Origin of the sequence: Trichocoleus sp. DQ-A2 (assembly GCF_039961915.1) — a bacterium.
GTDB lineage: Bacteria > Cyanobacteriota > Cyanobacteriia > Cyanobacteriales > FACHB-T130 > FACHB-T130.
In genome coordinates this window covers 102,201-124,065 of record NZ_JAMPKD010000019.1, presented here as the reverse complement: position 1 = coordinate 124,065, position 21,865 = coordinate 102,201, and the positions used below count along the sequence as shown (strand labels likewise).

Below are 21,865 nucleotides of genomic sequence, written 5' to 3'. Positions count from 1 at the left end.
AAATCTCAAATTTAGGGAGAGTCGCTGGGGTGGTTGTAGCTGGAAACAGCTGCTCTGAGATTACCTTTGTGTTCTGCAAGGAGGCGATCGCCTTCTTGCTTCTCCAAACCCGTCCAATGCATCAACAACGCTAACTTGACAGAACGCCCACTTTGCTCCAGCAAATATCCAGCGTCTTCTCGATTTAAATCCGTGAGGTCTTGCAGCATTCGCAGGGCGCGATCGTGCAATTTTTTATTAGTAACGGCGACATCTACCATGCGATTGCCGTAGACTTTGCCCAGCTTCACCATCACGCCGGTGGAGAGGATATTTAAAGCCATTTTAGTGACGGTTCCGGATTTCAGTCGCGTCGAGCCTGCCACTACTTCTGGCCCTACAATTAGGCGAATATCTAAATCTGCATCGATGGTAACTTGTTCGGCTGGGACACAGGCAATCAAAATCGTGGTTGCACCCCGCTGACGTGCCGCTTGGATTGCACCGTGGACAAAAGGTGTTGTTCCCCCGGCGGTGATGCCGACAACGACATCGAGATGGGTAATCTGCCGAGTTGCGATCGCAGATGCCCCGTCTTCATCTTTGTCTTCTAAATCTTCTGAGCTGCGGATTAACGCCCCCGCACCCCCGGCGATAATCCCTTGTACCAGTTCTGGCGGCGTACAAAAGGTGGGCGGGCACTCGGCTGCATCCAAGACGCCCAGACGCCCGCTCGTGCCAGCTCCCACATAAAACAGGCGTCCCCCGTGACGTAACGCCTCAGCCGTCTTATCGATTGCTTCAGCGAGCTGAGTTCTGGCGATTGCGATCGCTGCTAGCGTCTGAGCATCTTCCTGATTGAACAAATCTACCAATTCCAGAGAACTCATCTGGTCGAGATTCTGGCTATTGGGATTAACCTGTTCTGTTAAAAGATGTCCCCGCTCCTCCAGATTCTTCATCCTCGATCCTTCATTTTTTTTATCGTTCATCCTGCCAAGAAAGCGCCGCTATGGGTTACGCGATCGCTAACATCCTCGATCCTTTCATAACAGTCCTTCTAATTGACGGCGAATTCTGTCTAGATCGGAAACTTCCGCTTGCGGAGCATCTGGTTTCCAGTCTGTTTCCTCCAGATTCGTTTCTGGCGGAACCAGAAAAAGACGTTCCGCATCTCCTTCGGGAACAAATCCCTCCGGAATTAGCTTGCACTCGTAACCTGCACCCTCGCAAAATGCCTCGACTTCCTCTGCATCGATGGCTTCAACACTGGGACTGAGAAAATCTTGGGCTTCTAGCAGCATCGCATAGCGAGTCGCATCGTCTTCTGATTCAAACATGAGTATCCAGTTGCGATCGCCAATCTGAATCGAGTGAATCCCCTCGTTGTCAGTCCGAGGATTAAATATTAAAACGAATACGCGCCTAGATGTAGTCATCGTTTTTTATCCATTCTTAACTTAGGATATCTAACTGGCTTCCCTGATATCACGTCTAGTTGCTCTTCCTTTGCTAGCTAGCGATGCGGAGCAATAAAGACTGAGGGAAAGAGAAATTCAAGAGAGAAGATTCAAATGAAATTGCGAGGAAATCAGCAAAAAAGCTAAATTACCCCCAACCAATAGATGTTAAGACATTTCAGCTCGCCATAGATATCCTTTCCTAGCTCAAGCAACTCGACCGTAACGGGCAGTCACAGGATGATGGGGATTTTCTTGATTGCATAACCACGCCCACATCTGATCGCCCAAGCAGAAATGCCACCACTCGTTGGGATGACGGCGAAACCCAGCTTGGAGCATCACATCATTTAACAGCTGCCGATGAGAATGATACTGCTGTTCTACTGGCAGGATGCTATTGGCATAATAATCGGGATGCGATCGCGCTGAGATTTCATCAATTTCTCCCCCCATATCTATCGTCTTGCCAGTATTGTCTACTAAGGTGATATCCACCGCCGCCCCCGTACTGTGAGGCGGTGGCGTTGCTGGATCGAGGTTGGGGGGTGCCCAAAATTGATAAACTATCTCCCAAATTGCTTGACGCTGAGCTTCTGTTAACTCAATCAAGTTTAAACCTTGAGCCTGAACCACTTCAGCAAAGGTGTAATCTACCATGAATTGCTGGACTTCCACGGGTCGATAGGCATCAAAGAGATCGATCCGCCAATCTGGATTCGTGACAGCTAACTGGTGTTGGGCGGCAATTAGGGATTCGAGGACACCCTGACGGAGATAATAAGGTGAGCGATCGCCATAAGTCGCACCCAATTTTTCATAAGGATGGGGAGAGACAACCGCAAATTGTTCCAAAGGAATGGCAGTGAGCGGCTCACCACACTCTACAATTACAATCTGCTGATAAGGTTTCATATTCCGCTCTTTCAGACTGACCCTATTTTGCCGTCTGGCGTGAAATATTCAAAATATGCAGTATTTTTATCAGTAGTTTTAGACAAGTTTAATCGACGCTTCAAAATAACGAGATAAAAAGATTTAAAAGCTAAATATCTATATCAAACTTAGAAAATAATTATTAATAAAAAATTAACAGTGCTAGAATCTACAATAACAATCTTAATTCATCCCTTAAAATCTTCTTTCTTTTCTTTCTTCGCGCCCTAAGCGCTAACGCGCAGGCTACGCCAACGCGACTTCGCGGTTCATCAAAAAATTGCTGTATCTAGCGTAATCTTGATAGTTGATTTCCGCAATACCTAAACTTCTGTCATCCCCTCTAAGTCGATGACTAATTCTAGGGGCTGGATGTCTCCCCATGTTTCGCTAATGAATTTCTGAGTAGCCAAGGCGAGTGGAGAGCTAGATTCATGGAATGTTTCGCTAGCTTTGCTTAAATCTTTTGCCTTTTGATACAAAATTAAATAGTCCCCATCTTGGCTGCGTTCGAGAAAGATGGATTCTATAATAACTCCTTCGTTCCTCAGCAATTCCCGCACTTCATCCAATTGATTGTTCAAGTTCTTGAGCCAACCAATTACAGGGAGGGTCAATCCTGGCTTAATCCGAATTTTTAAGCATTGGGTTTCCGCCATTAACTTGCCCTTTATGGATGGATAAAATTGAAAAATTACCGAATTGCGTATTGCGTGTTAGGTTGCTTATTCGTTTTACAGAAAGTTTGCTGTAACCCTCTTAATTCCCGCGATTCTTGCTTCACCTGACCAGACATTGCAGCTGTCTGTAAAGCCATGAAAGCGTTGAAGTCTTCCAGACCATACTTAGTTCTTAAAAGCTGTCGCAGTTGATTTTCTGCTGCAATGGTTAAATAACCTGTTGCCAGAGCCTGTTGTACAAGGTCGCGGATCAGAGACATATTCACCCCTCAAAAAATTTTAGATTGACAATATGACCCGGAAAACTAAGTAGCTATCAGCTATTGCCAGAAAAACTCAGTGTTGTTAACCATTTTTTTGATAAACTTGCGCGATCGCGCAAGTTTATGTGTTTCTGGTTTGACTAATCGCGAATCGCATAAACTTCTAGCACTTCGCAATTCAGATGCTGACTATTAGACCGGCTTTTAGATAAGTCATACTGTTAATCTGGCAGACTCGATAAAGCTTTTACTCCCCAAAGGGCAATAAAAGTTTCTTAGTTAGTGTAAAAGAGATAGGGTCAATATACCTCATCCTTTGGACTCACCCGATCGGGTGATTTTCTCTATCGCTAGCATGGCTCGCGCGTTGCACTAGAGCTAGGGCGAAGTTTGGTGCTTGCGACCTGCACTTCCTCCCGTTGACTTACCCGACTGGATGATTATAGAAAAGCCACAAGGCGCGATCGCCTAAATTTATTTAGTTTCTTTTGCCGTGGGAGTCGCTGCGGGTGGCACTGGATCGTAACCGCCCGGATGGAAGGGATGGCAGCGCAAGATGCGCCGAATCGCCATCCAGCCGCCGCGCCAAGCGCCAAATCGCTCGACTGCCTCCAAAGCATACTTAGAACAAGTCGGCTGAAACCGGCAGGCTGGGGGAAATAGGGGAGAAATCAAAACTCGGTATCCCCGAATTAGCCAAATTAGTAATATTTTCATTACTGTGTCCTGAATCTAATAGATTGGTAAGGAGAGCTTTTTTTATAATTCAATCTTTGCTTAAATCCGTGTTGTGGTTAGAATCAATTCCGGATCTATGGCTCCACATTGGGTTAGTTGGGGCTTGCCTGGGCATTCTTGTGTTACTGGCAGAAGGGCTGCATCGCTACACTTCTACCGAACCGGAAAAGGTGCGGAAGGTGGTTCACATTGGCACGGGCAATGTGATTTTGCTTGCCTGGTGGCTGAACCTTCCCGCTTGGGTGGGGATTACGGCTTCGATTTTCGCGAGTGCAGTGGCTCTTTTGTCATACAAATTTCCGATCCTCCCAGGCATTAACAGCGTTGGGCGCAAGAGCTGGGGGACATTTTGCTATGCCCTCAGTATTGGCATTTTAATCGGTTGGTTCTGGCCTCTAAACCAACCCCAATATGCAGCACTGGGAATTTTGGTGATGACTTGGGGGGATGGCTTAGCTGCTCTCATTGGTCAACGATTTGGTAAGCATCGCTATGAATTTTGGGACATCCGTAAAAGTTGGGAAGGCTCGCTGACGATGTTCCTGGTTAGCTATGGGGTTAGTAGCTTAATTTTCCTAGGAGTCCAGGGCAATATCTGGCAAACGTGGGTAGTGCCGATTTTCGTTGCTTTCTTCGCGACTGTCTTAGAAGCGTTCTCCTGGTTCGGCATCGACAATCTGACGGTTCCTGTAGGCAGTGCCGCGATCGCTTTTTTCTTGACTCAGCTGCTTTTACTTAGCTAACACCTTTGATAACTAGCAAACAGTTAGTTTGGTTGCAATATCCGTAGAATCCCAGATTACAAATTTTCTGCTTCCATTAAGATAGTTGAAGAAGCCTATCTAGGGACATACTCCCGCTTTATTCAATTTATCTCCAAAGATGGATGTCAATGACTTTTTTTAATCCTGCTGAACCGCTTGTCCGTAGCAAACAGGAAGCCCTTGATTTTCAGGATCGTCAGGGGCTTTTACGTATTCACTTGCAAGTTGGAAATAAAACGCTGATTTCAAGCTTTTATTCTCGAATCGATCAGGCGTTTATTGTTTGGGGTTGGATTACCGCTGCAATTTTTATCAATGCTCAGTTTTTACCTGTTAGCTGGTACGTGCAAGCGATGTTTTGGTCAGCACTTACCTTAGTCGGTACGGTGGGGATGGTGGTGTTGACTCACTTTTGGGTGAAAGTAGAACGCCTGCGCTGGCTGCTTTATAGCTGGGTTGCACTGATGTTATTCGGGATGGTGCTAACTGACTTGGGTATTTTTCTGGGTTGGGGGTTGGTGCTGATGAACCTGTGTCAGTTTTGGCTGGGTTTAAGTACCATTGGCTACTTTTTTACGGGGATGGGAATGCGATCGCGTACTTTCCTGATTAACGGGTTTGTTCATCTATTGGGCATTGGGATCTTGCCTTATGTCGGAGGCTGGCAATTTCTCACCACGGGTCTTGTAATGGCGGGGACTTTACTGCTATTGGCAGGAGTGCAGTGGGATATGCGATCGCCCATCGATTATGACGTATTAACCCCCGAACAAAAGCAGTTTAATCAGGAACAACATCAGCTACGTCAAATGAGTATTTAGAACTTTAAATAAGCTCTAACTTTTGTATTAAATTCCGTACAATTTTATAGAACGCTTGCCACGATAGAACTATGCAATATTCGGTGCGTGAATTTTCCTCATCCACCGAATATTGCCCGACCATAGCAGGCGTTTTGCTGTTTGTCCTGCGAATTGCCCCACTTAGGAGAACGGCGTCTAGGCGGCGAGTGGTCATTCATTGCCCATTCTCAGGATATGGGCTAACCAAGCCAGTTGAGCGCCAGTTGAGCGTTAAGTAGTGGTACAGGGTTTTTGTCGTTTCCCCTGCTTTGCAGCCACCAAAGGGATGTTAAACCATCCAACAGAGCAGTCTGAGGTGACTGACACATTAAAAGACGTTCTGGCGGGACTTTTTAGCCATATCAGAAGAATAATTTTTAAAATCATTTCATAAAATTTGGTGGAGAAAGAGGCTCTTTCTCCACCAAATTTCTTATTTTTGACTCCAACGATATAGAAAAAAGCATTTAGGCTGGCTACCAATCTTCTCCGCGATGTTCTCTGAACGGTTCTCCTGTAAAGGGCTGCACGCCAGTTACCGGATATGCATCGTCACTCAGTCCAAAGATGCGAGCGATCGCGCCAGAAAAATATTGGATGATATTGTCAAACGTTCGGGTAAGACTCATATCTTTACTCTCCAGATTCCTTTGGGGATTCGATGAAATGTATATTAGTCTTTGATACTTTTATTATGAATATGGCTGGATAGTTTGAGGTAATTTGCAATACTTGTTTGATTAGGTTTGCAATACTTTGCTTAGACTTAAGTCGGCAGTTAGTTTACTTAAGATTTCTAAATACTTTTAAATTCATTTAGATTTTGCACAATTAACGCAAGAAACTGATGGTTGGTGGTTAAGGGCGAATGGGCAACGCCGCCATGCTCTCTCCTGTGTCTTTTTGGCATCAACTGCCCTTTTCTGTAGCTTTTGCGTCAAAATACTATTAAGAATAATGTATATAACCTAAGAATGACCTGAAGATGGCAATAAAGCTCTCTTCAGAAACCATCTTCTTGAAGAACTCATCAAAATGCCTTGACACTATTATGGTGAATATTACTATAATTAGAGAACCCACACTTGCTAGGAAGCAAGACTATGAGAACTTCCGTGGACGGACTTGTAAAGCATCCTGCTAACCTGCTTCAGGAGCCGGTTAGGGTAGAAGATCGGGAACTCGCGATCGCTTCTGAAGATTACAGTCTCTTAACCGACCTGTATCAGCTGACAATGGCAGCTTGCTACACCGGCGAAGGTTTAGATCAAACACGGGCAAGCTTTGAGCTATTTGCGCGGCGTCTACCCGCTGGCTTTGGCTATTTGATTGCGATGGGGTTGGAACAGGCGCTGGACTATCTGGAGAAATTCCGCTTCAGTCCCAGCCAGATAGCGGCTTTGCAAGCGACCGGAATTTTCGATCGGGCACCAGAGCGTTTTTGGTCGCTCTTAGCAGATGCTCGGTTCACCGGCGACGTTTGGGCAGTTCCAGAAGGAACCGCCGTGTTCGCCAACGAGCCGCTGCTGCGGGTGGAAGCCCCCCTTTGGCAAGCTCAACTGGTGGAAACCTACCTGCTGAATACGATTAATTATCAAACTTTGGTTGCCACGCGGGCGGCGCGGATACGGGATGTCGCGGGGCCAGAAGCGACGCTGCTGGAATTTGGCACCCGGCGCGCTTTTAGCCCCCAAGCGTCTCTGTGGGCAGCCAGGGCGGCATTGGCGGCTGGATTGGATGCGACTTCTAATGTACTGGCGGCGATCAAGTTGGGTCAAAACCCCAGCGGGACGATGGCTCATGCTTTGGTGATGGCGCTGACAGCAACTGCTGGGAGTGAGGGAGAGGCTTTTACCGCCTTCCATCGATATTTTCCGGGTGCGCCGTTGTTGATTGATACCTACGATACAGTTGCCGCTGCCCAAATGCTGGCAGAAAAGATCGATGCAGGAGAAATGCAATTGTCTGGGGTGCGGCTAGATTCTGGCGATTTGGTAGGGTTATCCAAACAAGTGCGATCGCTCTTACCGGATGTTCCCATCTTTGCGAGTGGCGATTTGGATGAGTGGGAAATTGCCCGATTGCAAGCAGAGGGTGCTTGCATTGATGGTTATGGACTGGGAACTCGATTGGTTACAGGAACCCCAGTTAATGGAGTGTATAAACTGGTTGAAATTGATGGCATTCCTGTAATGAAACAGTCGAATGGCAAGTTAACTTATCCCGGTCGCAAGCAGATTTTTCGCTGCTTTGAGGGCAATTTGATGAAAGGAGATCGATTGGGATTGGTGACGGAAAGTCCGCAGTTTGAGCAGCCTTTGTTGCAGCCGATGTTTAAGCAAGGCGAACGGGTGTTTCTACCAGAATCTTTAACCCAAATTCGAGAACGAACTGCAATTTCGGTAGGGAGTTTACCAGCGGAGACTCGTCAATTGGATTCGCCTGTGTCGCCGTCGGTGGAGGTTTCAGATGTACTGCTGGAGTTGATGGAAAAAACTCGTCGCGCTGCTTAAGGGATTTGGGAACGAACCGCAAAGACGCCCTAGCGAAGCCATGCGCGTTAGCGCTATAGAGCGCGAAGAAAGAGGAAAGAAGAGGAAGTAAGAGGAAGTAAGAAAATAATGAGAATTGCTTTGTTTGGTACGAGTGCTGACCCGCCAACTTCTGGGCATCAAGCGATTTTGAAATGGCTGTCGCAACACTATGATTGGGTGGCGGTTTGGGCTTCAAATAATCCGTTTAAATCGCATCAAACGCCGCTAGAACATCGCTCAACAATGCTACGGTTGCTGATTGAGGAAATTCATCCGAGTTGCCACAATATTGGGCTGTATCCGGAATTCAGTAGCCCTAGAACTCTGGAGACGGTGCAGAAGGCTAGGCAATGCTGGGGGATGTCGGCAGATTTTACCGTCGTCATTGGTTCGGATTTAGTAAACCAGATGCCGCGTTGGTATAGAGTTGAAGATTTATTGCAGCAAGTGCATCTACTTGTGGTGCCTAGACCAGGATATGCGATAGATGACTCTGATTTGGAAGCGCTGAGGCAACTAGGGGCGCAGATTGCGATCGCTGACATCAAACCACCGGCGGTTTCTTCCACAGCTTATCGTGAGAATGGCAACAGACAAGCCTTGACGACGACCGTTGAGGACTATATTCATAGAGAACGTTTATACGAATGCGAGGACGCAGCTCGAAAAAGATAGGTTATTCGGTAAAAAAACCGGCATTAGCGGATTTTAAAGTCGGAGTCGATAACGTGATTTTCTCAGTCGATACGGCGCAAAACCGACTATTAGTTTTGTTAGTAATGCGGCAGGACGAACCTTTTTCCGATCGGTGGAGTTTACCCGGTACTTTAGTGCGGCAAGGGGAATCTTTAGAAGATGCCGCCTATCGGATTTTGGCTGAAAAGATTCGCGTGAAAAATCTGTACCTAGAGCAGTTATACACCTTTGGCGGGCCTGGAAGAGATCCGAGAGAATGCGAAGAAAGTTACGGGGTTCGTTATCTTTCGGTCAGTTATTTTGCTTTGGTACGGTTTGAAGAAGCGGAATTAATTGCCGATGGGGTTAGTGGAATTGCCTGGTATCCTTTAGAGCAAGTGCCACAATTAGCCTTTGACCATCATAAAATCTTAGAGTATGGTCATCGGCGTCTGCGAAATAAATTGGAATATAGCCCAGTCGCCTTTGAAGTGTTGCCGGAGTTGTTTACTTTGAGTGACTTGTATCAACTTTACACGACCGTTTTAGGTGAAAATTTCTCGGATTATTCTAATTTTCGCGCCCGACTCTTGAAGCTGGGTTTTCTTTACGATACCAAAGTCAAAGTCTCGCGAGGGGCGGGGCGTCCGGCGAGTTTGTATCGATTTGATGCTGAAGCGTTTGCTCCGTTTAAGGATAAACCGTTGGTATTTATTTAAACGCAAAGGTAGCGCTGTCGCGCCGCTTCGCTAACGCAAAGGTTCGCGCAAAAGTTCGCTAAGTTAAAAAAACAATTTAATTTTATCTTCCTTTTCGTTACTCTGCGTTACCCTTTGCGAACCTTTGCGTTAATCATAAAAAATCAGATAAGGAAAGCCAATTATGAAACAAACCAAAGATTGTTCAAATATTGAAGAAATTCGTCAGGAGATTGATAAAATTGACCGCCAAATTATCGCAGTTTTTGGTAAACGATTTGAATATGTAAAAGCGGCGGCAAAGTTTAAAACAGACGAAACCAGCGTGAAAGCTCCAGAAAGGGTTAAGTCGATGTTGCAGCAAAGACGCCTTTGGGCTGAAGAACAAGGCTTAAATCCAGATGTAATTGAAAAGCTATATCAAGATTTGGTTAATTATTTTATGGATGAAGAATTAAAACATTGGCAATCTAAATCCTAATTGCTGCGATTGAAAAATTAGTTTAAATAATCAGAACGACGCAGGTGATAACTGAATATGAAAATTGCGATCGCTCAACTCAACCCCACAATTGGCAACCTCACCGGCAATGCCCAACAAATTCTAGAGGCGGCAAGACAGGCAACTCAGCAAGGTGCCCGTTTGTTGCTGACGCCGGAACTCTCTTTGTGCGGCTATCCGCCACGAGATTTGCTGCTGAATCCCGGCTTCGTCGAGTCTATGGCAAGGGTGTTGCAGCAGCTAGCAGAGGATTTGCCACCCAATTTAGCGGTGTTGGTGGGTACGGTAGACCCAAATCCGGAGGCGCACGCCGCTGGAGGTAAACCGTTATTTAATAGTATTGCCTGCTTAGAACAGGGCAAAATACAGCAAATTTTTCACAAGCGACTGTTGCCCAGCTACGATGTTTTTGACGAATATCGATATTTTGAACCGGGACTTCAGCCAAATTCTTTTACGATCGATAATCTCCGCATTGGCGTCACAATCTGCGAAGATTTGTGGAACGATGAGGAATTTTGGGGAAAGCGTAGCTATGCAGTGAATCCGATTGCTGACTTAGCTCAATTGGGTGTAGATTTGGTGGTGAATTTGTCAGCTTCTCCCTACAGTGTTGGCAAGCATCACTTGCGAGAAGCAATGTTGCGTCATAGTACTGTCCGTTACCGCCAACCAAGCATTTACATCAATCAGGTTGGAGGAAATGATGACTTAATTTTTGATGGTAGCAGTTTCGCTTTGAATCACGCCGGGGAAGTGGTGTGTCGTGCCCTTCGTTTTGAGACGGATTTGGTACTGCTGGAATTTGATGAGGAAAAGCGGGATTTAATCTCCCCCTCAGCAACCGGGGATAACGGGGGAGTCGCACCGCTTGCAGCTAGTGAAGACGAAGAAATTTGGGCGGCGTTGGTGTTGGGAGTGAGAGACTATGCCCGCAAGTGTGGCTTTTCCAAAGTTACGCTTGGCTTGAGTGGTGGAGTGGATTCGGCGTTGGTAGCAGCGATCGCATCCGCCGCTTTAGGGGCAGAAAATGTATTCGGCGTCCTTATGCCTTCGCCCTACAGTTCCGATCATTCTGTCGAAGATGCGCTGAAATTAGCCCAAAAGCTGGGGATTGCTACTCAAACCCTAGCGATTGGGCAACTGATGCAGGGTTACGACCAAACTTTAGAACATCTGTTTGCTGGAACGTCGTTCGGGCTTGCGGAAGAGAATATTCAATCGCGGATTCGGGGCAATTTATTGATGGCGATCGCGAACAAGTTTGGCTATCTCCTCCTTTCTACGGGCAACAAGTCTGAAATGGCGGTCGGTTACTGTACGCTTTATGGCGATATGAATGGGGGATTAGCGGTGATTGCTGATGTGCCCAAAACTCGCGTCTATTCTCTGTGTAATTGGCTGAATCGCAACGGTGAAATTATTCCTACAAATATTCTCACGAAACCGCCAAGTGCCGAACTAAAACCCGGTCAAGTCGATCAAGATTCTCTGCCCTCTTATGACATTTTGGATGATATTTTGCAGCGGTTAATTCACGAACATCAGTCAACCGCTCAAATTATCGATGCTGGTCACGATCCAGTCGTTGTCAATAAAGTGATGCAGTTAGTGGCGCGTGCCGAATTTAAGCGGCGGCAAGCACCGCCTGGACTGAAAATTACCGATCGGGCTTTTGGCACCGGCTGGCGAATGCCGATTGCGAGTCGTTGGAGTGCGATCGCATAACGCGGGGCTTATTTTTGAGAAACGGCAATCTTGGCTCGTTTTAGCGGCTGATATAGCCCCACTGATTGCCAATTTTTACGGGTGCTAGCCCCTCTTGAAAGGAACCAGCCGCATCAAATTGTGGCTGAATAACTGTTTTGCCAGTTTTGTCCATATATCCATACTTCCCGCCAATTTCTACCGCGATTAGTCCTTCGGAAAAACCACCGCGATCGCGTACTTCATTAAACTGCGGCGGAATCACAATTTTTCCGGTTTTGTCCATATAGCCATATTTACCATCCATTGAGATAAGTGCCACTCCATCCTCAAAACTCCCCGCATAATGAGACTGCGGCGGGAGAATTAACTTCCCAGTTTTATCGATATAGCCAGTCTTTTTGTCAACTGTTACTGCTGCTAAATCTTCGTTTTGGGAAAAGGGAGAAGCGTACTCAAATTGCGGCTGGATAACAAACTTCCCAGTTTTGTCAATATAACCCCAACGCTGAGGAATTTTACTGCCCATTGCTACAGGTGCTAGCCCTTGGGAAAAACCATCATTTGTCCCATCAAATTGGGGTTTGATGACTAGATTACCTGTTGTATCAATAAAGCCTATCTTTAACTTATTATCAAATACCGCTGCCCGCCCTTCTTTAAAGGGATAAGCTTGTTTATACTGCGGTTTAATAACTATTTTGCCTGTCTTGTCAATATAGCCTTCTTGATTGCCAATTCTGACAGATGCCAACCCTTCTGAAAAGTTCTGAGCAGCAGCAAACTGCGGTTTAATAACCAGATTGCGGTTCGTGTCGATATAGCCCCACTTGCCGCCAATACTGGTTGGCGCAAGTCCTTCTGAAAATTGTAAAACTTGCTCAAATGGTGGATTGATAACCACCATTTTTCCAGTCTTGTCGATATAGCCGAACTGATTGCCGATTTTCGCGGCTGCCATTCCTTGTTCAAATTTTTCAGCAAAATCAAACTGCGGCTTAATGACAATATTGCCAGTCTTATCGATATAACCTTTTTTTCCGTTAATCGTGACGACTGCCAGCCCTTCTGAGAAGTTTTCAGCAGCTTCAAATTGCGGCTTGATGACGCGATCGCCTGTTTTGTCATTTTGTGGCGCTAAAGACGGTGAAGAAGCTTGAGAGGATTGCTGGGTGGATTTTAGGGGACTGACACAGGCGGTAAAGGCGGTAAGAGGAACGATGCCCAAGGCGATCGCGATTAATCCCAGTCTAATTAACTGACTAAAATTCTTATCTTCTAACTTTTTAAATAGCATAGGGTTTCTAGTAGGTAAATATTGGCGTTAATCTCAACCAAGTTTATTTGGTATTTATTTGGTACTCAAGAAATTTAAGCTGAGTACGGCTCACTCGAATATGGCACTGTATTTAGGGTGGTGTGGAGATGGCTGGATGAATCCCTAGCAGAGATTGAAATCATTTCCCGACCGAGAGCCAAGAGTAACCTTGAATCCTTATCAGAAATTGAAATACAGTAGACTGGTTGGCTATAGCTGCTACGGCTCCTCATCAAAAATGTTTACTGGATCGGAAACTACGGCGACAGTTTTAATTGTGCTGGTGGCTTTAGGCATCCTGGGTTGGGGCTTCTACCGTGCCAAGTCATTCGGCAAACTCGGCATCTTAGCTTGGTTGCAGTCAGTGGTGTTGATGTCTCCCTGGCTGTTGTTTTTTGGATTGTTCGCGGCGGGGATTTATCTCAACCTGGTGAGCATCTTGTTTATGTTGATAGCCTCCGCTGGGTTGTACATCTTCATCGGAAATAAACTGCGAGCAGCCGGTCAGGATGCCATACTGCGGGAGCGGGTCTTGAAAATGGTGCAAGAATCCAACCCGATAGAAGATACTGCTGAGGAAAATGGGGGAGAGACAGCGGCGGCGACGCCAAAAGAGGCGACCAATCCCGTCTCCCAAGAAGTGGTTCCCATTCCAGATGAAGACTTGAAAAACATCCAAGGAATTTTTGGCATTGATACCTTCTTTGCCACCGAAAGCATTCCTTATCAGGAAGGAGCCATCTTCAAGGGAAATCTGCGGGGAGAACCTGCGGCGGTTCATTCCCGCTTGTCTGCGAGTTTGCACGAGAGATTGGGCGATCGCTATCGGCTATTTTTAGTAGAAAATCCGGAAGAGAAGCCGGTGGTGATTGTTCTCCCCAGCACCAACGATCCGAAACCAGCAACCTTACCGCAGAACATCTTGGCAGGCGTTCTCGTCGTGGCGACCATTGCCGCTAGCTTAGAGACGGCGGGAATTTTCCTCGGCTTTGATTTCTTCAGCAACCCAAGCCGCTTTGGAGAAGTTCTGCCCATCAGTGCCGGAATCTGGGTGATTTTAGTGACTCACGAACTCGGTCACTGGTTCCTCGCTCGTCGTCACAATATTCGCCTAAGTTTTCCTTTTTTCATCCCATCCGCACAGATTGGCTCGTTTGGGGCGATTACTCGGTTTGAATCGCTATTACCCAATCGCACAGTGCTGTTTGATATCGCTTTAGCTGGCCCTGCTGCTGGTGGCATTGTTTCCCTATTGATGCTAATCGTCGGTTTAATTCTTTCCCACGAAGGCAGTCTATTTAAGGTGCCATCGGAGTTTTTCCAGGGATCAATTTTGGTGGGTACTCTAGCACGGGTTGTCCTTGGTTCTAGTCTTCAGCAAACCCTGGTTGATGTCCACCCCCTGACGATTATCGGTTGGCTGGGTTTGGTGGTAACAGCGTTCAACTTGATGCCAGCGGGAATGCTCGATGGGGGTCGAATCGTCCAGGCAATCTACGGACGCCAAATCGCTCGACGCGCTACCGTCGCCACGTTAATTTTGCTGGGAATTATCTCTCTGGTGAATCCGACGAATCCTTTGCTGCTGTACTGGGCGATTGTAATTCTGTTCTTGCAACGGGGTCTAGAACGCCCTAGCTTGAATGAGATTTCCGAACCCGATGATGCGCGAGCTGCTTTGGGGCTGTTGGCTCTGTTTTTAACAGTGGCAACTCTCCTCCCTCTCACTCCAGGCTTAGCGGGACGCTTGGGCATTGGGGGATAGAAATTGGGAATGAGCGAATGGGGAATTGGGAATTGGGAATGGGGGAATATTCTCTCCTCACCTATTCCCTGTCTCCCACTCAGTCCTATCTGGAGGAATGCAAAGAAGTTTAAACAGTCCTAGAGGGGATTTAACATTTCTTAAAGATTTTCCCTAAAAACGATTAAACTTCATTGCAAAATTAGAAGAGACTAGGAACGGTGTGATAACTTCGTTAAGGTTGACAAACGGCTGAGAGATAACGATGGAGAACACAATAAACGTGCCTTTACAGCAATCCTCAACTCCTTCATTTCGTGAAGATTTTAGTGAGTACGTGGCGCATCTACAGCTTCACATGGCGTTACAAGCGCGCAACCTAGTTCCCACTCTCACCAAGGCTGTTGATAGCCGCGAGCAGCTATTGCAGCAAACTCAGGCGGATATTGAAAAGCTAATTTCTCGTCAAGGCATCTAATTCGGCTAATTTTGATTGATTGGCTGATAAATTGATAGCCGCGCAATTATTTCTAACAATTTTTTGAAACTCCACTGAACTTAGTTTGACAATCAGAGCTTTATCGCTCTGATTTTTTTATGGATTGAATTGCTAAGTAGAGGCATGGCAGGCATGATAGGTATGCCTTTAGGGGCGTGTTTGTGCCATGCCCCTACAAAACGTAAATTTTTTACCAGTTAATTTAATCCAGATAGATCAGAGAGGCGCGATCGCTTTACTGAGTTATCAGCACGCACATTATTCCGATTCAGCGCAATTACCGATTCTGCCTGTTGGAGTGCCGATTGCCAAACTTCATATCCTCGACCGCTCAAATGTAGCCCATCCGTCGTTAAGTCCACACGCAAATTTCCTTCAACATCGCTAAAGCGAGAGTGAATATCTAGATAGCCTGCACCCTGTTGTTGAGCAAGGATAGCCAGTTGTTGGTTAAGGTTACGAATTCGGCGGTTTGGGATGGTGTTGATCCGGGTGGGAAGAATGGATTGCACGATGACTGAGCTGCGAGGATGCTCTTGTCGTAAGCGGCGAACAATTTGGCGAAGATTATCGAGAATTGTTTCATCCGTTGCACCTTGGCGTAAATCGTTGATGCCAGCTAAAACGTAAATAACATCGGGACGAGTTTGGGAAAAAGCAGACAATCTTTTCAAGATGCCACGGGAATTATCCCCAGAAATTCCCTGATTCAGCCACAAACTCCCCCCAGGAAGACGTTCTTGGGGAAACCACAATGAGAGAGAATCTCCCACTAATACGGAAAGACGGTTGGAACCTTGACCTTGAGAAACTGCTCTCGCTTCCTTTGCCAGTAGGCGTTTCCACTGTTCATAGCTAGGTTTTTGTAAAGCCAGTGCTTTAGTACCTGCTTGGTTCGCCCAGTATGACTGAAAGCTATCAACAGGTAGACGAGTATAAATCTTGCCTGCTTTCAGAGCAGCTAATCTTTGGTAAAAAAGTTGACTGCCAGATGCCGGTTTTGTCGTTGCTGTATCCGGTTTCAGCTTCGCTTGTAGGGAGGGTTTCAGTTCTGTCGCGGCTTGAGCTGCTGTCGGTGCTAAGGCTGTAGTAATGGTTAGTGTGTCAGTCCCCTGGAAAGGATTAGTCTGCGAAATCAACTGCTGGCTAAATTCCGGAGAGGTGATTTCAATGGTCGGGACGATTTTCTGAGCCACCAGTGGCTCAAAGGTACTCGACTCACTGGAATGCCATAACGCTAACAGGTTGTCAGGCTGTGGAGGTAGCACGGGTGGGGGCGGGGCGGCTATTTGCCCGCCGCTTAACAAACTTACCGCCAACAGATAAGGATCGCCCATTGTGTCTCTACTCCTTCACTTGTGCCTTCCTTTCCCTTTGACAGGGATTATTGGTTGGAGTCAGGAATTTTTAAAAGAAGCGATCGCTTTCTGTTGGCAAGACGTGGGGGCGATCGCGTTTAAACTCCTCTAAAGTGACGGCATACACGAGTCATTTGTCAAGCGCATTCAAAAATAAGCCAAAAAAATAAGTCAAAAGTCGATTTGTGCGCCCTAGGAATCGACTTTTGACTATCTACTTGCAAGCAAGCCAGACTAGGGAATGCGATCGCATTCTGGTTAGGAATACTGCGATATCATTGGCAGTTCCTGATTGAGAACCCAATTGCCAATATCCCGCAGCTTATAGTCCACTGGGTCATGCAGGGTAAACGTCCGCAAATCGCGCCAGTAGCGGTCGAAGCCGTATTTCGCAGCAGTGGAACGAGCGCCCATGACTTCAAAGATGCGGGTGGTGATATCCAAGCCAACTTTAGTGGTAAAAGCTTTAGCAGTATAAACAGCGATCGCAACTTCACCCCGTTCCTCATGAGTGAGCGCCTGTCCCTTTTCCCATGCCGTCTGTACCTGCTGCGCTGCCTGACGGCAGAGCGCGATCGCTGCCTTTAGCTCAGTCCATAGTTCACCATAGTGCTGCAAAATGTAGGGATCTTTCGATGCCCGATCGACGCCTGAGGTCATCCAGGGTCGAGTCATGGTCGTCGTGTAATCCCTTGCCGCTTCCAAGGCACCTTCGGCAATTCCCAGATAGACATGGGTTTTCGCCAACTGATTCACCACGAACAAGAGGGTAGAAAAGGCACCCTCTGGAGATGGAGGTGGGCCGAGAATTTCATCCGGGTTCACGAGGACGTTGTGGAAGGTGAAACTACCGCTAGCGGTGCAGCGTTGTCCCATATTGTCCCAGTCGTTGTTGTAGACAATGCCTTCTCGATCCTTGGGAAGGATAAAGGCAATCGGATGATCGACCCCGTCTTGCACGGCGGCGAATACACGAATATCCGCTGCTGCCACTCCGGTGCCAAAGCTCTTAGTTCCATTTACCCGGAAGCGATCGCCTTCTGGCTCAATTTTGAGGCGAGTGTCTCGCGTGTTAAATGCATTACCCCAAAACAAGTGATTCTGGGCAGTGGCTCGATAGTAGCGTTCGGCTTGAGCAGGGGTGCCGCTCACCTGACCCACCACTGATAAGATTAGCTGATTGCAGTAGAGTTGCCCCGTAGAACCATCTGCTTTAGCAATTTCCTGAAGAACCTTGTAAGCTTCTACCCAGGTTGCGCCAATACCGCCATATTCTCGCGGTACAACCAGAGGTAACAGTCCCGATTCCCGCAACCGTCGTACTTCTTCATGGGGGATACCTGCTTGGCGATCGCGCTCAACGGCACTCGCTGCCAATTCTTGGGAGAGAGCAGTTGCGATCGCTGCATAATCTTTCAATTCGATGCGGTTTAGTAATGTAGTCATGGTTTTTTCTCCTTTTTACTTGTCTTTTGTAGTAGATAATTTCTGAACTGGTTGCGAGGCTTGATTTAAAACAACCAGTGAAGAGAACTGTTTCGTAGTTAGCAATAGCGAGTCACTGCTACCGGGTTTTTGATAACGCCAAGCAAATGCACAGAGTTTGCACATAGGATTTTCTAGCTTTCAATGGTTTTCAGAATTGAAGGTTGGTGTTACATAGTTTTTTAGCGATTCACTTTCTTGCCGCTACATTTGTGATTTTTTCTGTATCCCCCCAATTGATGGCAGGGATTTAATCCAGACAATTCGTAAAACGGGTTTAATTCTTCCGCACAATGTAGTAATTGTTCTGAAAATCATGAGCGAGTTGCTTGATTTCCACGCTAGTGAAACCGGCATCTTCCAGCATTTCCAATGCTTTCTCCTGACCCCACATGGCACCAAGCCCCATGCCTCCTGCGGCAAGCGATACAGTCATGCAGTGCATACAAGAAATGGTGTAAAGTAACGGCCCTGCCGGATGATCGAGATTGCCACCCACATAGCTGGAAGCGCGAATATCTTGCATCAAATAAACACCATCGAAGCGCAGTGCTTGAGCAATTCCTCGCAAAACTACATCGGGCTTAGCTTGGTCGTGAATTGCATCAAAGGTAGCGATGAAATCATATTTCTCCACTTCATCTAAAGTGGCAGCATCTTTTACTTGAAAGCGGATATTTGCAAGATTGAGGCGTTGGACTTCGGTTTGCGCGATCGCGATCGCTTCTTCTGAGAAGTCGTAGCCTGTAAACCGACTATTCGGAAATTCCTTCGCCATTTTGGTGATGGCACGACCACTCCCACACCCCACATCCAGCACATTAATTCCCTCCTTAAGTACCTCAATCAGTCCGGGAATTAAGGGCAAAATGTGGTCATTCAGCGCCGCAACGACCGTTTGACCGCTATCTTCCGCCATCACTTGATGAAAACGCTTGAAAGCAGAATAGGGAACCCCACCACCCTTGTAAAAGCAGTCGATGATTTGCTCCTCAACACTTCCTAACAAAGGGATGTATTGGGAAAATGCCGCAATGTTGTCAGGACTGGAAGCCCGCGTTAAGAATGCGGCGTGTTCTAGAGGCAAATCGTAGGTATTCTTAGCTGGATTGTATTCCACAAAGCCACCCGTAACCATTGCTCCCAACCATTCGCGCACGTACCGCTCATTCAACCCCGCTGCGTCTGCAATCTGTTGGCTTGTAGAAGGCGGTAGTTCAGCCATCCTGTCAAATAGCCCAGTTCTGTGACCGATAGACGTCATCAGAGCGATCGCGCCACTGTTGAGAATGTCAAGCATCCGTTCGGCAAACGCTTCTGCTTTTGTTTGGTCTAGGGTAAGTGTTGTCATAGAATCCTCGTAATGATTTTCAAGTTTGAATGTGTTATTCAGAGTGCGATCGCAAAAACTTAGATTTCTATTGCACTCTTAAGCGGAGTTAGAGGAACTGATAGGTAGCATTCCGAAGAGAAATAGATATCAGTAAAACAAAGGGTATTCGCAGAAATTCAACCCAAGCTGTGTGTCCCTTCAGGATTTATTCGATATCCTCTATGAATGTTTTTTGGCATACGAACAAGCTATCAAGGCAAGCGTTCCGATAGCGTTCTGGAAGCGTTCGATGTCCCCAAACCCTTACCCTAGGCTATGTATGGATATAACCACTGTGAAATAGATGCGATCGCGTACAGCCCTTTGGGCATGAAAACAGCGTCAGCGTAGCGAAGGCGGAAGCCTATAGCCGACCTGTCGGCTCGTTCGTCGTTCCTGATAACGGATTGCGGCTCGTATACACTGCTTGAGACGGTTAATACATGACCGGAAAAATAGACTTATTCAGTTGCTTGCTGCACAATCCTAGAAAAATTCATACAGAATTTGCGAGTTACCAAAAAGATTGTTATCGGGTATCTTCGCTTTAACACGAGCGCCAGTGATTTGAGTCACAAAAATCTAAGTTTCCGATCGCATTTAATTGAACGCTTCGCGAACGCTGCTTTGAATAACTTGGTATTTAGTTGAAGCAATTCACTAATTAACAACGCAAATACCAAGGAGCAACTTCTATGATGTCCAACATGAAACGTGCAAAAGTAGCGATCGCATTTTCTGCCACTCTATTATCCAGTGCTGCCATTCCCACCGCAGCATTAGCTGGAGATAATAAAGTCTATTCTGGAAGTGCGTGTCAGCCTGAGACTTCCGCTTCTAATCAGCAATTTAGTCGTGCAGCTGGACAGTTTTCAGTTCAAGGTACCACATCCATTAACCTACATTGTCCTGTTGTTCGGGACATTACATCAGGGACTGAAAATGGCAGCGCAGGGCCTCTTGCTTTTGTGCATGTATTCAGCAGAAACGCTCAGTCTACAACCCTACAGTGCGAGCTGCGGGCTCACCAGCCGAACTCTCTAAGTTTTCAATTCCAGAAATTAACAATCGCACTTAGCGGTGGTGCTACAGGTACTCCGAAGAAGCATGTGTTCAACTTCACGGGACCTGTAGCTCAAACTGCTAACGGAGCTTATGAGGTTGTTTGCTCACTACCACCAGGTACGGGAGTTGCGAGTTACTCCATTGCTGAGTAACTGGGTACATTTGCGAGTCGATTTCCAATGCTCTAATACCATTTTGTTTTCTGCTTGCAATATATAGACTTCTTGCCCCCCAATTTATTGGGGGGCTGGAAGGATCGTTAATGTAGCACCTCACCAGCACCTCACAACCCAAATGAGATAACTAGCAACCTGGGTTAGCAAGGCATTGGAATTTTCTCAACTGCCCTAGCCAAGAGATTACTTTTTATTCCCTCACTATGGCTAGGGTTTGAACACCGGGCAAGCCAATACTGGGTGTTTGGAAAAACCCAACACTCAAGCTCTGAACTTAGAATTTAGCCTTGAATACTGCCTTGAATTAAATTCAGACTCCTCCCTCTAATCTGTTAAGACAGATCGAAATTTTGTTATGTTTTTACCAACTGTTAACACTATGCAAAAAACCCTTACTTTAACAATTTCCTTCTGGATTGCTTCGATTTTCTTCGGCAATCATCAATCTTCTGGCAATTCATGGATTACCAATTTACAAGCTGCGAGTGCCTCATCTTCCGAGATCGATATGCCCTTTTGCTATATGCAGACATCGGATGGCAGAACCTTAGACCTCACCCAACTATGCGGTCAAAAACCACAAGTCATCATCGCAGACCAAACATCTGATGGGGATATTTTGACGGGTCGCATCATCAACGAAACCCAAAAAACAGTTCATTCGATTGAAGTCACCTATAACGTTGTTGGATTAGATGGCAAGGTGATTAAAAGTAGTTCTGTCAATGCAGAACCCTCCACGCTAAATCCAGGACAAAGCGGCTCTTTCAAAGTTCACACGATTATCGGTGATGGCAAATTGAGAGCAACATCTGTTAATTGGAAAGAGTAACAAGAATGGTGGTGGGCAAATGAAACCACGCAGTTATTTAAACTCAGCGATTGATTGGGTTGAAAACAAGAATGCAGGCAAAACTCAGAAATCAGAAAATTTCTGATAGGTTTGCTCTAAAAGTAGTCAATAAGCAAGGGATAGTAAAACTAAATGGTCTGGACGCAGATATCAGCGATCGCTTTTTCGGGTATTCTCTGAATCCAAGACTTTACTTTTATTGATTCCGTTGTTGCTG

At 46.4% G+C, this 21,865-nt stretch carries 23 protein-coding genes; 12 read left to right on the top strand and 11 right to left on the bottom strand.

Going from position 1 to position 21,865, the window contains the following annotated elements; all coding sequences use genetic code 11:
- Nucleotides 1-11: 11 nt before the first annotated feature.
- The 6 genes from murQ to yidD all read right to left on the bottom strand — a co-directional run bounded on the left by murQ (nucleotide 12) and on the right by yidD (nucleotide 4,035).
- Complete coding sequence (gene murQ / locus NC997_RS19085; RefSeq protein ID WP_190410302.1) at nucleotides 12-941, bottom strand: N-acetylmuramic acid 6-phosphate etherase; 930 nt, start codon at nucleotides 939-941, stop codon at nucleotides 12-14.
- A gap of 84 nt (nucleotides 942-1,025) precedes the next feature.
- Nucleotides 1,026-1,418: a DUF3110 domain-containing protein gene (locus tag NC997_RS19080; RefSeq protein ID WP_190410303.1), complete on the bottom strand. Its 393-nt coding sequence runs from the start codon at nucleotides 1,416-1,418 to the stop codon at nucleotides 1,026-1,028.
- Between the two features lie 228 nt (nucleotides 1,419-1,646).
- A complete protein-coding gene (locus NC997_RS19075) occupies nucleotides 1,647-2,354 on the bottom strand; it encodes a M15 family metallopeptidase (protein WP_190526166.1) in 708 nt (235 codons plus the stop codon).
- Nucleotides 2,355-2,698: 344 nt separating this feature from the next.
- The gene (locus NC997_RS19070; RefSeq protein WP_190526164.1) at nucleotides 2,699-3,034 is read right to left on the bottom strand and encodes a DUF6176 family protein; all 336 of its coding nucleotides are present in this window, start codon (nucleotides 3,032-3,034) and stop codon (nucleotides 2,699-2,701) included.
- Between the two features lie 35 nt (nucleotides 3,035-3,069).
- Entirely contained in the window at nucleotides 3,070-3,315 is a 246-nt protein-coding gene (locus tag NC997_RS19065; RefSeq protein WP_190435322.1) for a hypothetical protein, read from the bottom strand.
- 477 nt (nucleotides 3,316-3,792) lie between these two features.
- Nucleotides 3,793-4,035, bottom strand: coding sequence for a membrane protein insertion efficiency factor YidD (gene yidD / locus NC997_RS19060; protein WP_190526162.1), 243 nt, complete (start codon nucleotides 4,033-4,035; stop codon nucleotides 3,793-3,795).
- A 56-nt stretch (nucleotides 4,036-4,091) separates the two neighbouring features.
- Here yidD and NC997_RS19055 point away from each other — a divergent pair, with 56 nt between their 5' ends.
- Nucleotides 4,092-4,799, top strand: coding sequence for a diacylglycerol/polyprenol kinase family protein (locus NC997_RS19055; RefSeq protein WP_190526160.1), 708 nt, complete (start codon nucleotides 4,092-4,094; stop codon nucleotides 4,797-4,799).
- A gap of 149 nt (nucleotides 4,800-4,948) precedes the next feature.
- Nucleotides 4,949-5,641 (top strand): hypothetical protein, encoded by a 693-nt coding sequence (locus NC997_RS19050; protein ID WP_190410312.1) that lies wholly within the window; start codon nucleotides 4,949-4,951, stop codon nucleotides 5,639-5,641.
- 497 nt (nucleotides 5,642-6,138) lie between these two features.
- Here NC997_RS19050 and NC997_RS19045 read toward each other — a convergent pair whose 3' ends face one another.
- Nucleotides 6,139-6,291 carry a hypothetical protein gene (locus NC997_RS19045; RefSeq protein ID WP_190437829.1) on the bottom strand — a complete coding sequence of 51 codons (153 nt, stop codon included), beginning with the start codon at nucleotides 6,289-6,291 and terminating at the stop codon, nucleotides 6,139-6,141.
- Between the two features lie 474 nt (nucleotides 6,292-6,765).
- Here NC997_RS19045 and NC997_RS19040 point away from each other — a divergent pair, with 474 nt between their 5' ends.
- From NC997_RS19040 to NC997_RS19020, 5 genes are all read left to right on the top strand, one after another.
- Nucleotides 6,766-8,175, top strand: a complete 1,410-nt coding sequence (locus tag NC997_RS19040) for a nicotinate phosphoribosyltransferase (RefSeq protein ID WP_190526158.1) — start codon at nucleotides 6,766-6,768, stop codon at nucleotides 8,173-8,175.
- Nucleotides 8,176-8,283: 108 nt separating this feature from the next.
- A complete protein-coding gene (locus NC997_RS19035) occupies nucleotides 8,284-8,871 on the top strand; it encodes a nicotinate-nucleotide adenylyltransferase (protein WP_190437826.1) in 588 nt (195 codons plus the stop codon).
- Complete coding sequence (locus tag NC997_RS19030; RefSeq protein WP_190526156.1) at nucleotides 8,844-9,590, top strand: NUDIX domain-containing protein; 747 nt, start codon at nucleotides 8,844-8,846, stop codon at nucleotides 9,588-9,590. The genes NC997_RS19035 and NC997_RS19030 overlap by 28 nt, the downstream gene beginning before the upstream one ends.
- Before the next feature lie 163 nt (nucleotides 9,591-9,753).
- Nucleotides 9,754-10,050 (top strand): isochorismate lyase, encoded by a 297-nt coding sequence (locus NC997_RS19025; RefSeq protein ID WP_190526154.1) that lies wholly within the window; start codon nucleotides 9,754-9,756, stop codon nucleotides 10,048-10,050.
- Between the two features lie 57 nt (nucleotides 10,051-10,107).
- Nucleotides 10,108-11,799 (top strand): NAD+ synthase, encoded by a 1,692-nt coding sequence (locus NC997_RS19020; protein ID WP_190526152.1) that lies wholly within the window; start codon nucleotides 10,108-10,110, stop codon nucleotides 11,797-11,799.
- Between the two features lie 40 nt (nucleotides 11,800-11,839).
- Here NC997_RS19020 and NC997_RS19015 read toward each other — a convergent pair whose 3' ends face one another.
- Nucleotides 11,840-13,075 carry a WG repeat-containing protein gene (locus tag NC997_RS19015; protein ID WP_190526150.1) on the bottom strand — a complete coding sequence of 412 codons (1,236 nt, stop codon included), beginning with the start codon at nucleotides 13,073-13,075 and terminating at the stop codon, nucleotides 11,840-11,842.
- 259 nt (nucleotides 13,076-13,334) lie between these two features.
- Between NC997_RS19015 and NC997_RS19010 the strand changes: the two genes are divergently transcribed.
- Nucleotides 13,335-14,861 (top strand): site-2 protease family protein, encoded by a 1,527-nt coding sequence (locus NC997_RS19010; RefSeq protein ID WP_190526148.1) that lies wholly within the window; start codon nucleotides 13,335-13,337, stop codon nucleotides 14,859-14,861.
- Nucleotides 14,862-15,105: 244 nt separating this feature from the next.
- On the top strand, nucleotides 15,106-15,318 hold the full coding sequence (locus tag NC997_RS19005; protein ID WP_190410320.1) for a hypothetical protein: 213 nt from the start codon (nucleotides 15,106-15,108) through the stop codon (nucleotides 15,316-15,318).
- Nucleotides 15,319-15,536: 218 nt separating this feature from the next.
- Here NC997_RS19005 and NC997_RS19000 read toward each other — a convergent pair whose 3' ends face one another.
- Complete coding sequence (locus NC997_RS19000) at nucleotides 15,537-16,676, bottom strand: GDSL-type esterase/lipase family protein (protein ID WP_190437808.1); 1,140 nt, start codon at nucleotides 16,674-16,676, stop codon at nucleotides 15,537-15,539.
- A 1-nt stretch (nucleotide 16,677) separates the two neighbouring features.
- Between NC997_RS19000 and NC997_RS18995 the strand changes: the two genes are divergently transcribed.
- On the top strand, nucleotides 16,678-16,809 hold the full coding sequence (locus NC997_RS18995) for a hypothetical protein (RefSeq protein WP_277881798.1): 132 nt from the start codon (nucleotides 16,678-16,680) through the stop codon (nucleotides 16,807-16,809).
- Between the two features lie 146 nt (nucleotides 16,810-16,955).
- On the opposite strand, the gene NC997_RS18990 is transcribed toward NC997_RS18995, so the two are convergent.
- On the bottom strand, nucleotides 16,956-18,143 hold the full coding sequence (locus NC997_RS18990; protein WP_190526146.1) for an acyl-CoA dehydrogenase family protein: 1,188 nt from the start codon (nucleotides 18,141-18,143) through the stop codon (nucleotides 16,956-16,958).
- Nucleotides 18,144-18,459: 316 nt separating this feature from the next.
- A complete protein-coding gene (locus tag NC997_RS18985; RefSeq protein WP_190526144.1) occupies nucleotides 18,460-19,533 on the bottom strand; it encodes a class I SAM-dependent methyltransferase in 1,074 nt (357 codons plus the stop codon).
- 716 nt (nucleotides 19,534-20,249) lie between these two features.
- Between NC997_RS18985 and NC997_RS18980 the strand changes: the two genes are divergently transcribed.
- Together NC997_RS18980 and NC997_RS18975 are read left to right on the top strand one after the other, a co-directional pair.
- The gene (locus NC997_RS18980; protein ID WP_348257818.1) at nucleotides 20,250-20,771 is read left to right on the top strand and encodes a hypothetical protein; all 522 of its coding nucleotides are present in this window, start codon (nucleotides 20,250-20,252) and stop codon (nucleotides 20,769-20,771) included.
- Between the two features lie 403 nt (nucleotides 20,772-21,174).
- A complete protein-coding gene (locus tag NC997_RS18975) occupies nucleotides 21,175-21,627 on the top strand; it encodes an FxLYD domain-containing protein (protein ID WP_190526140.1) in 453 nt (150 codons plus the stop codon).
- The last annotated feature ends 238 nt before the right edge of the window (nucleotides 21,628-21,865 follow it).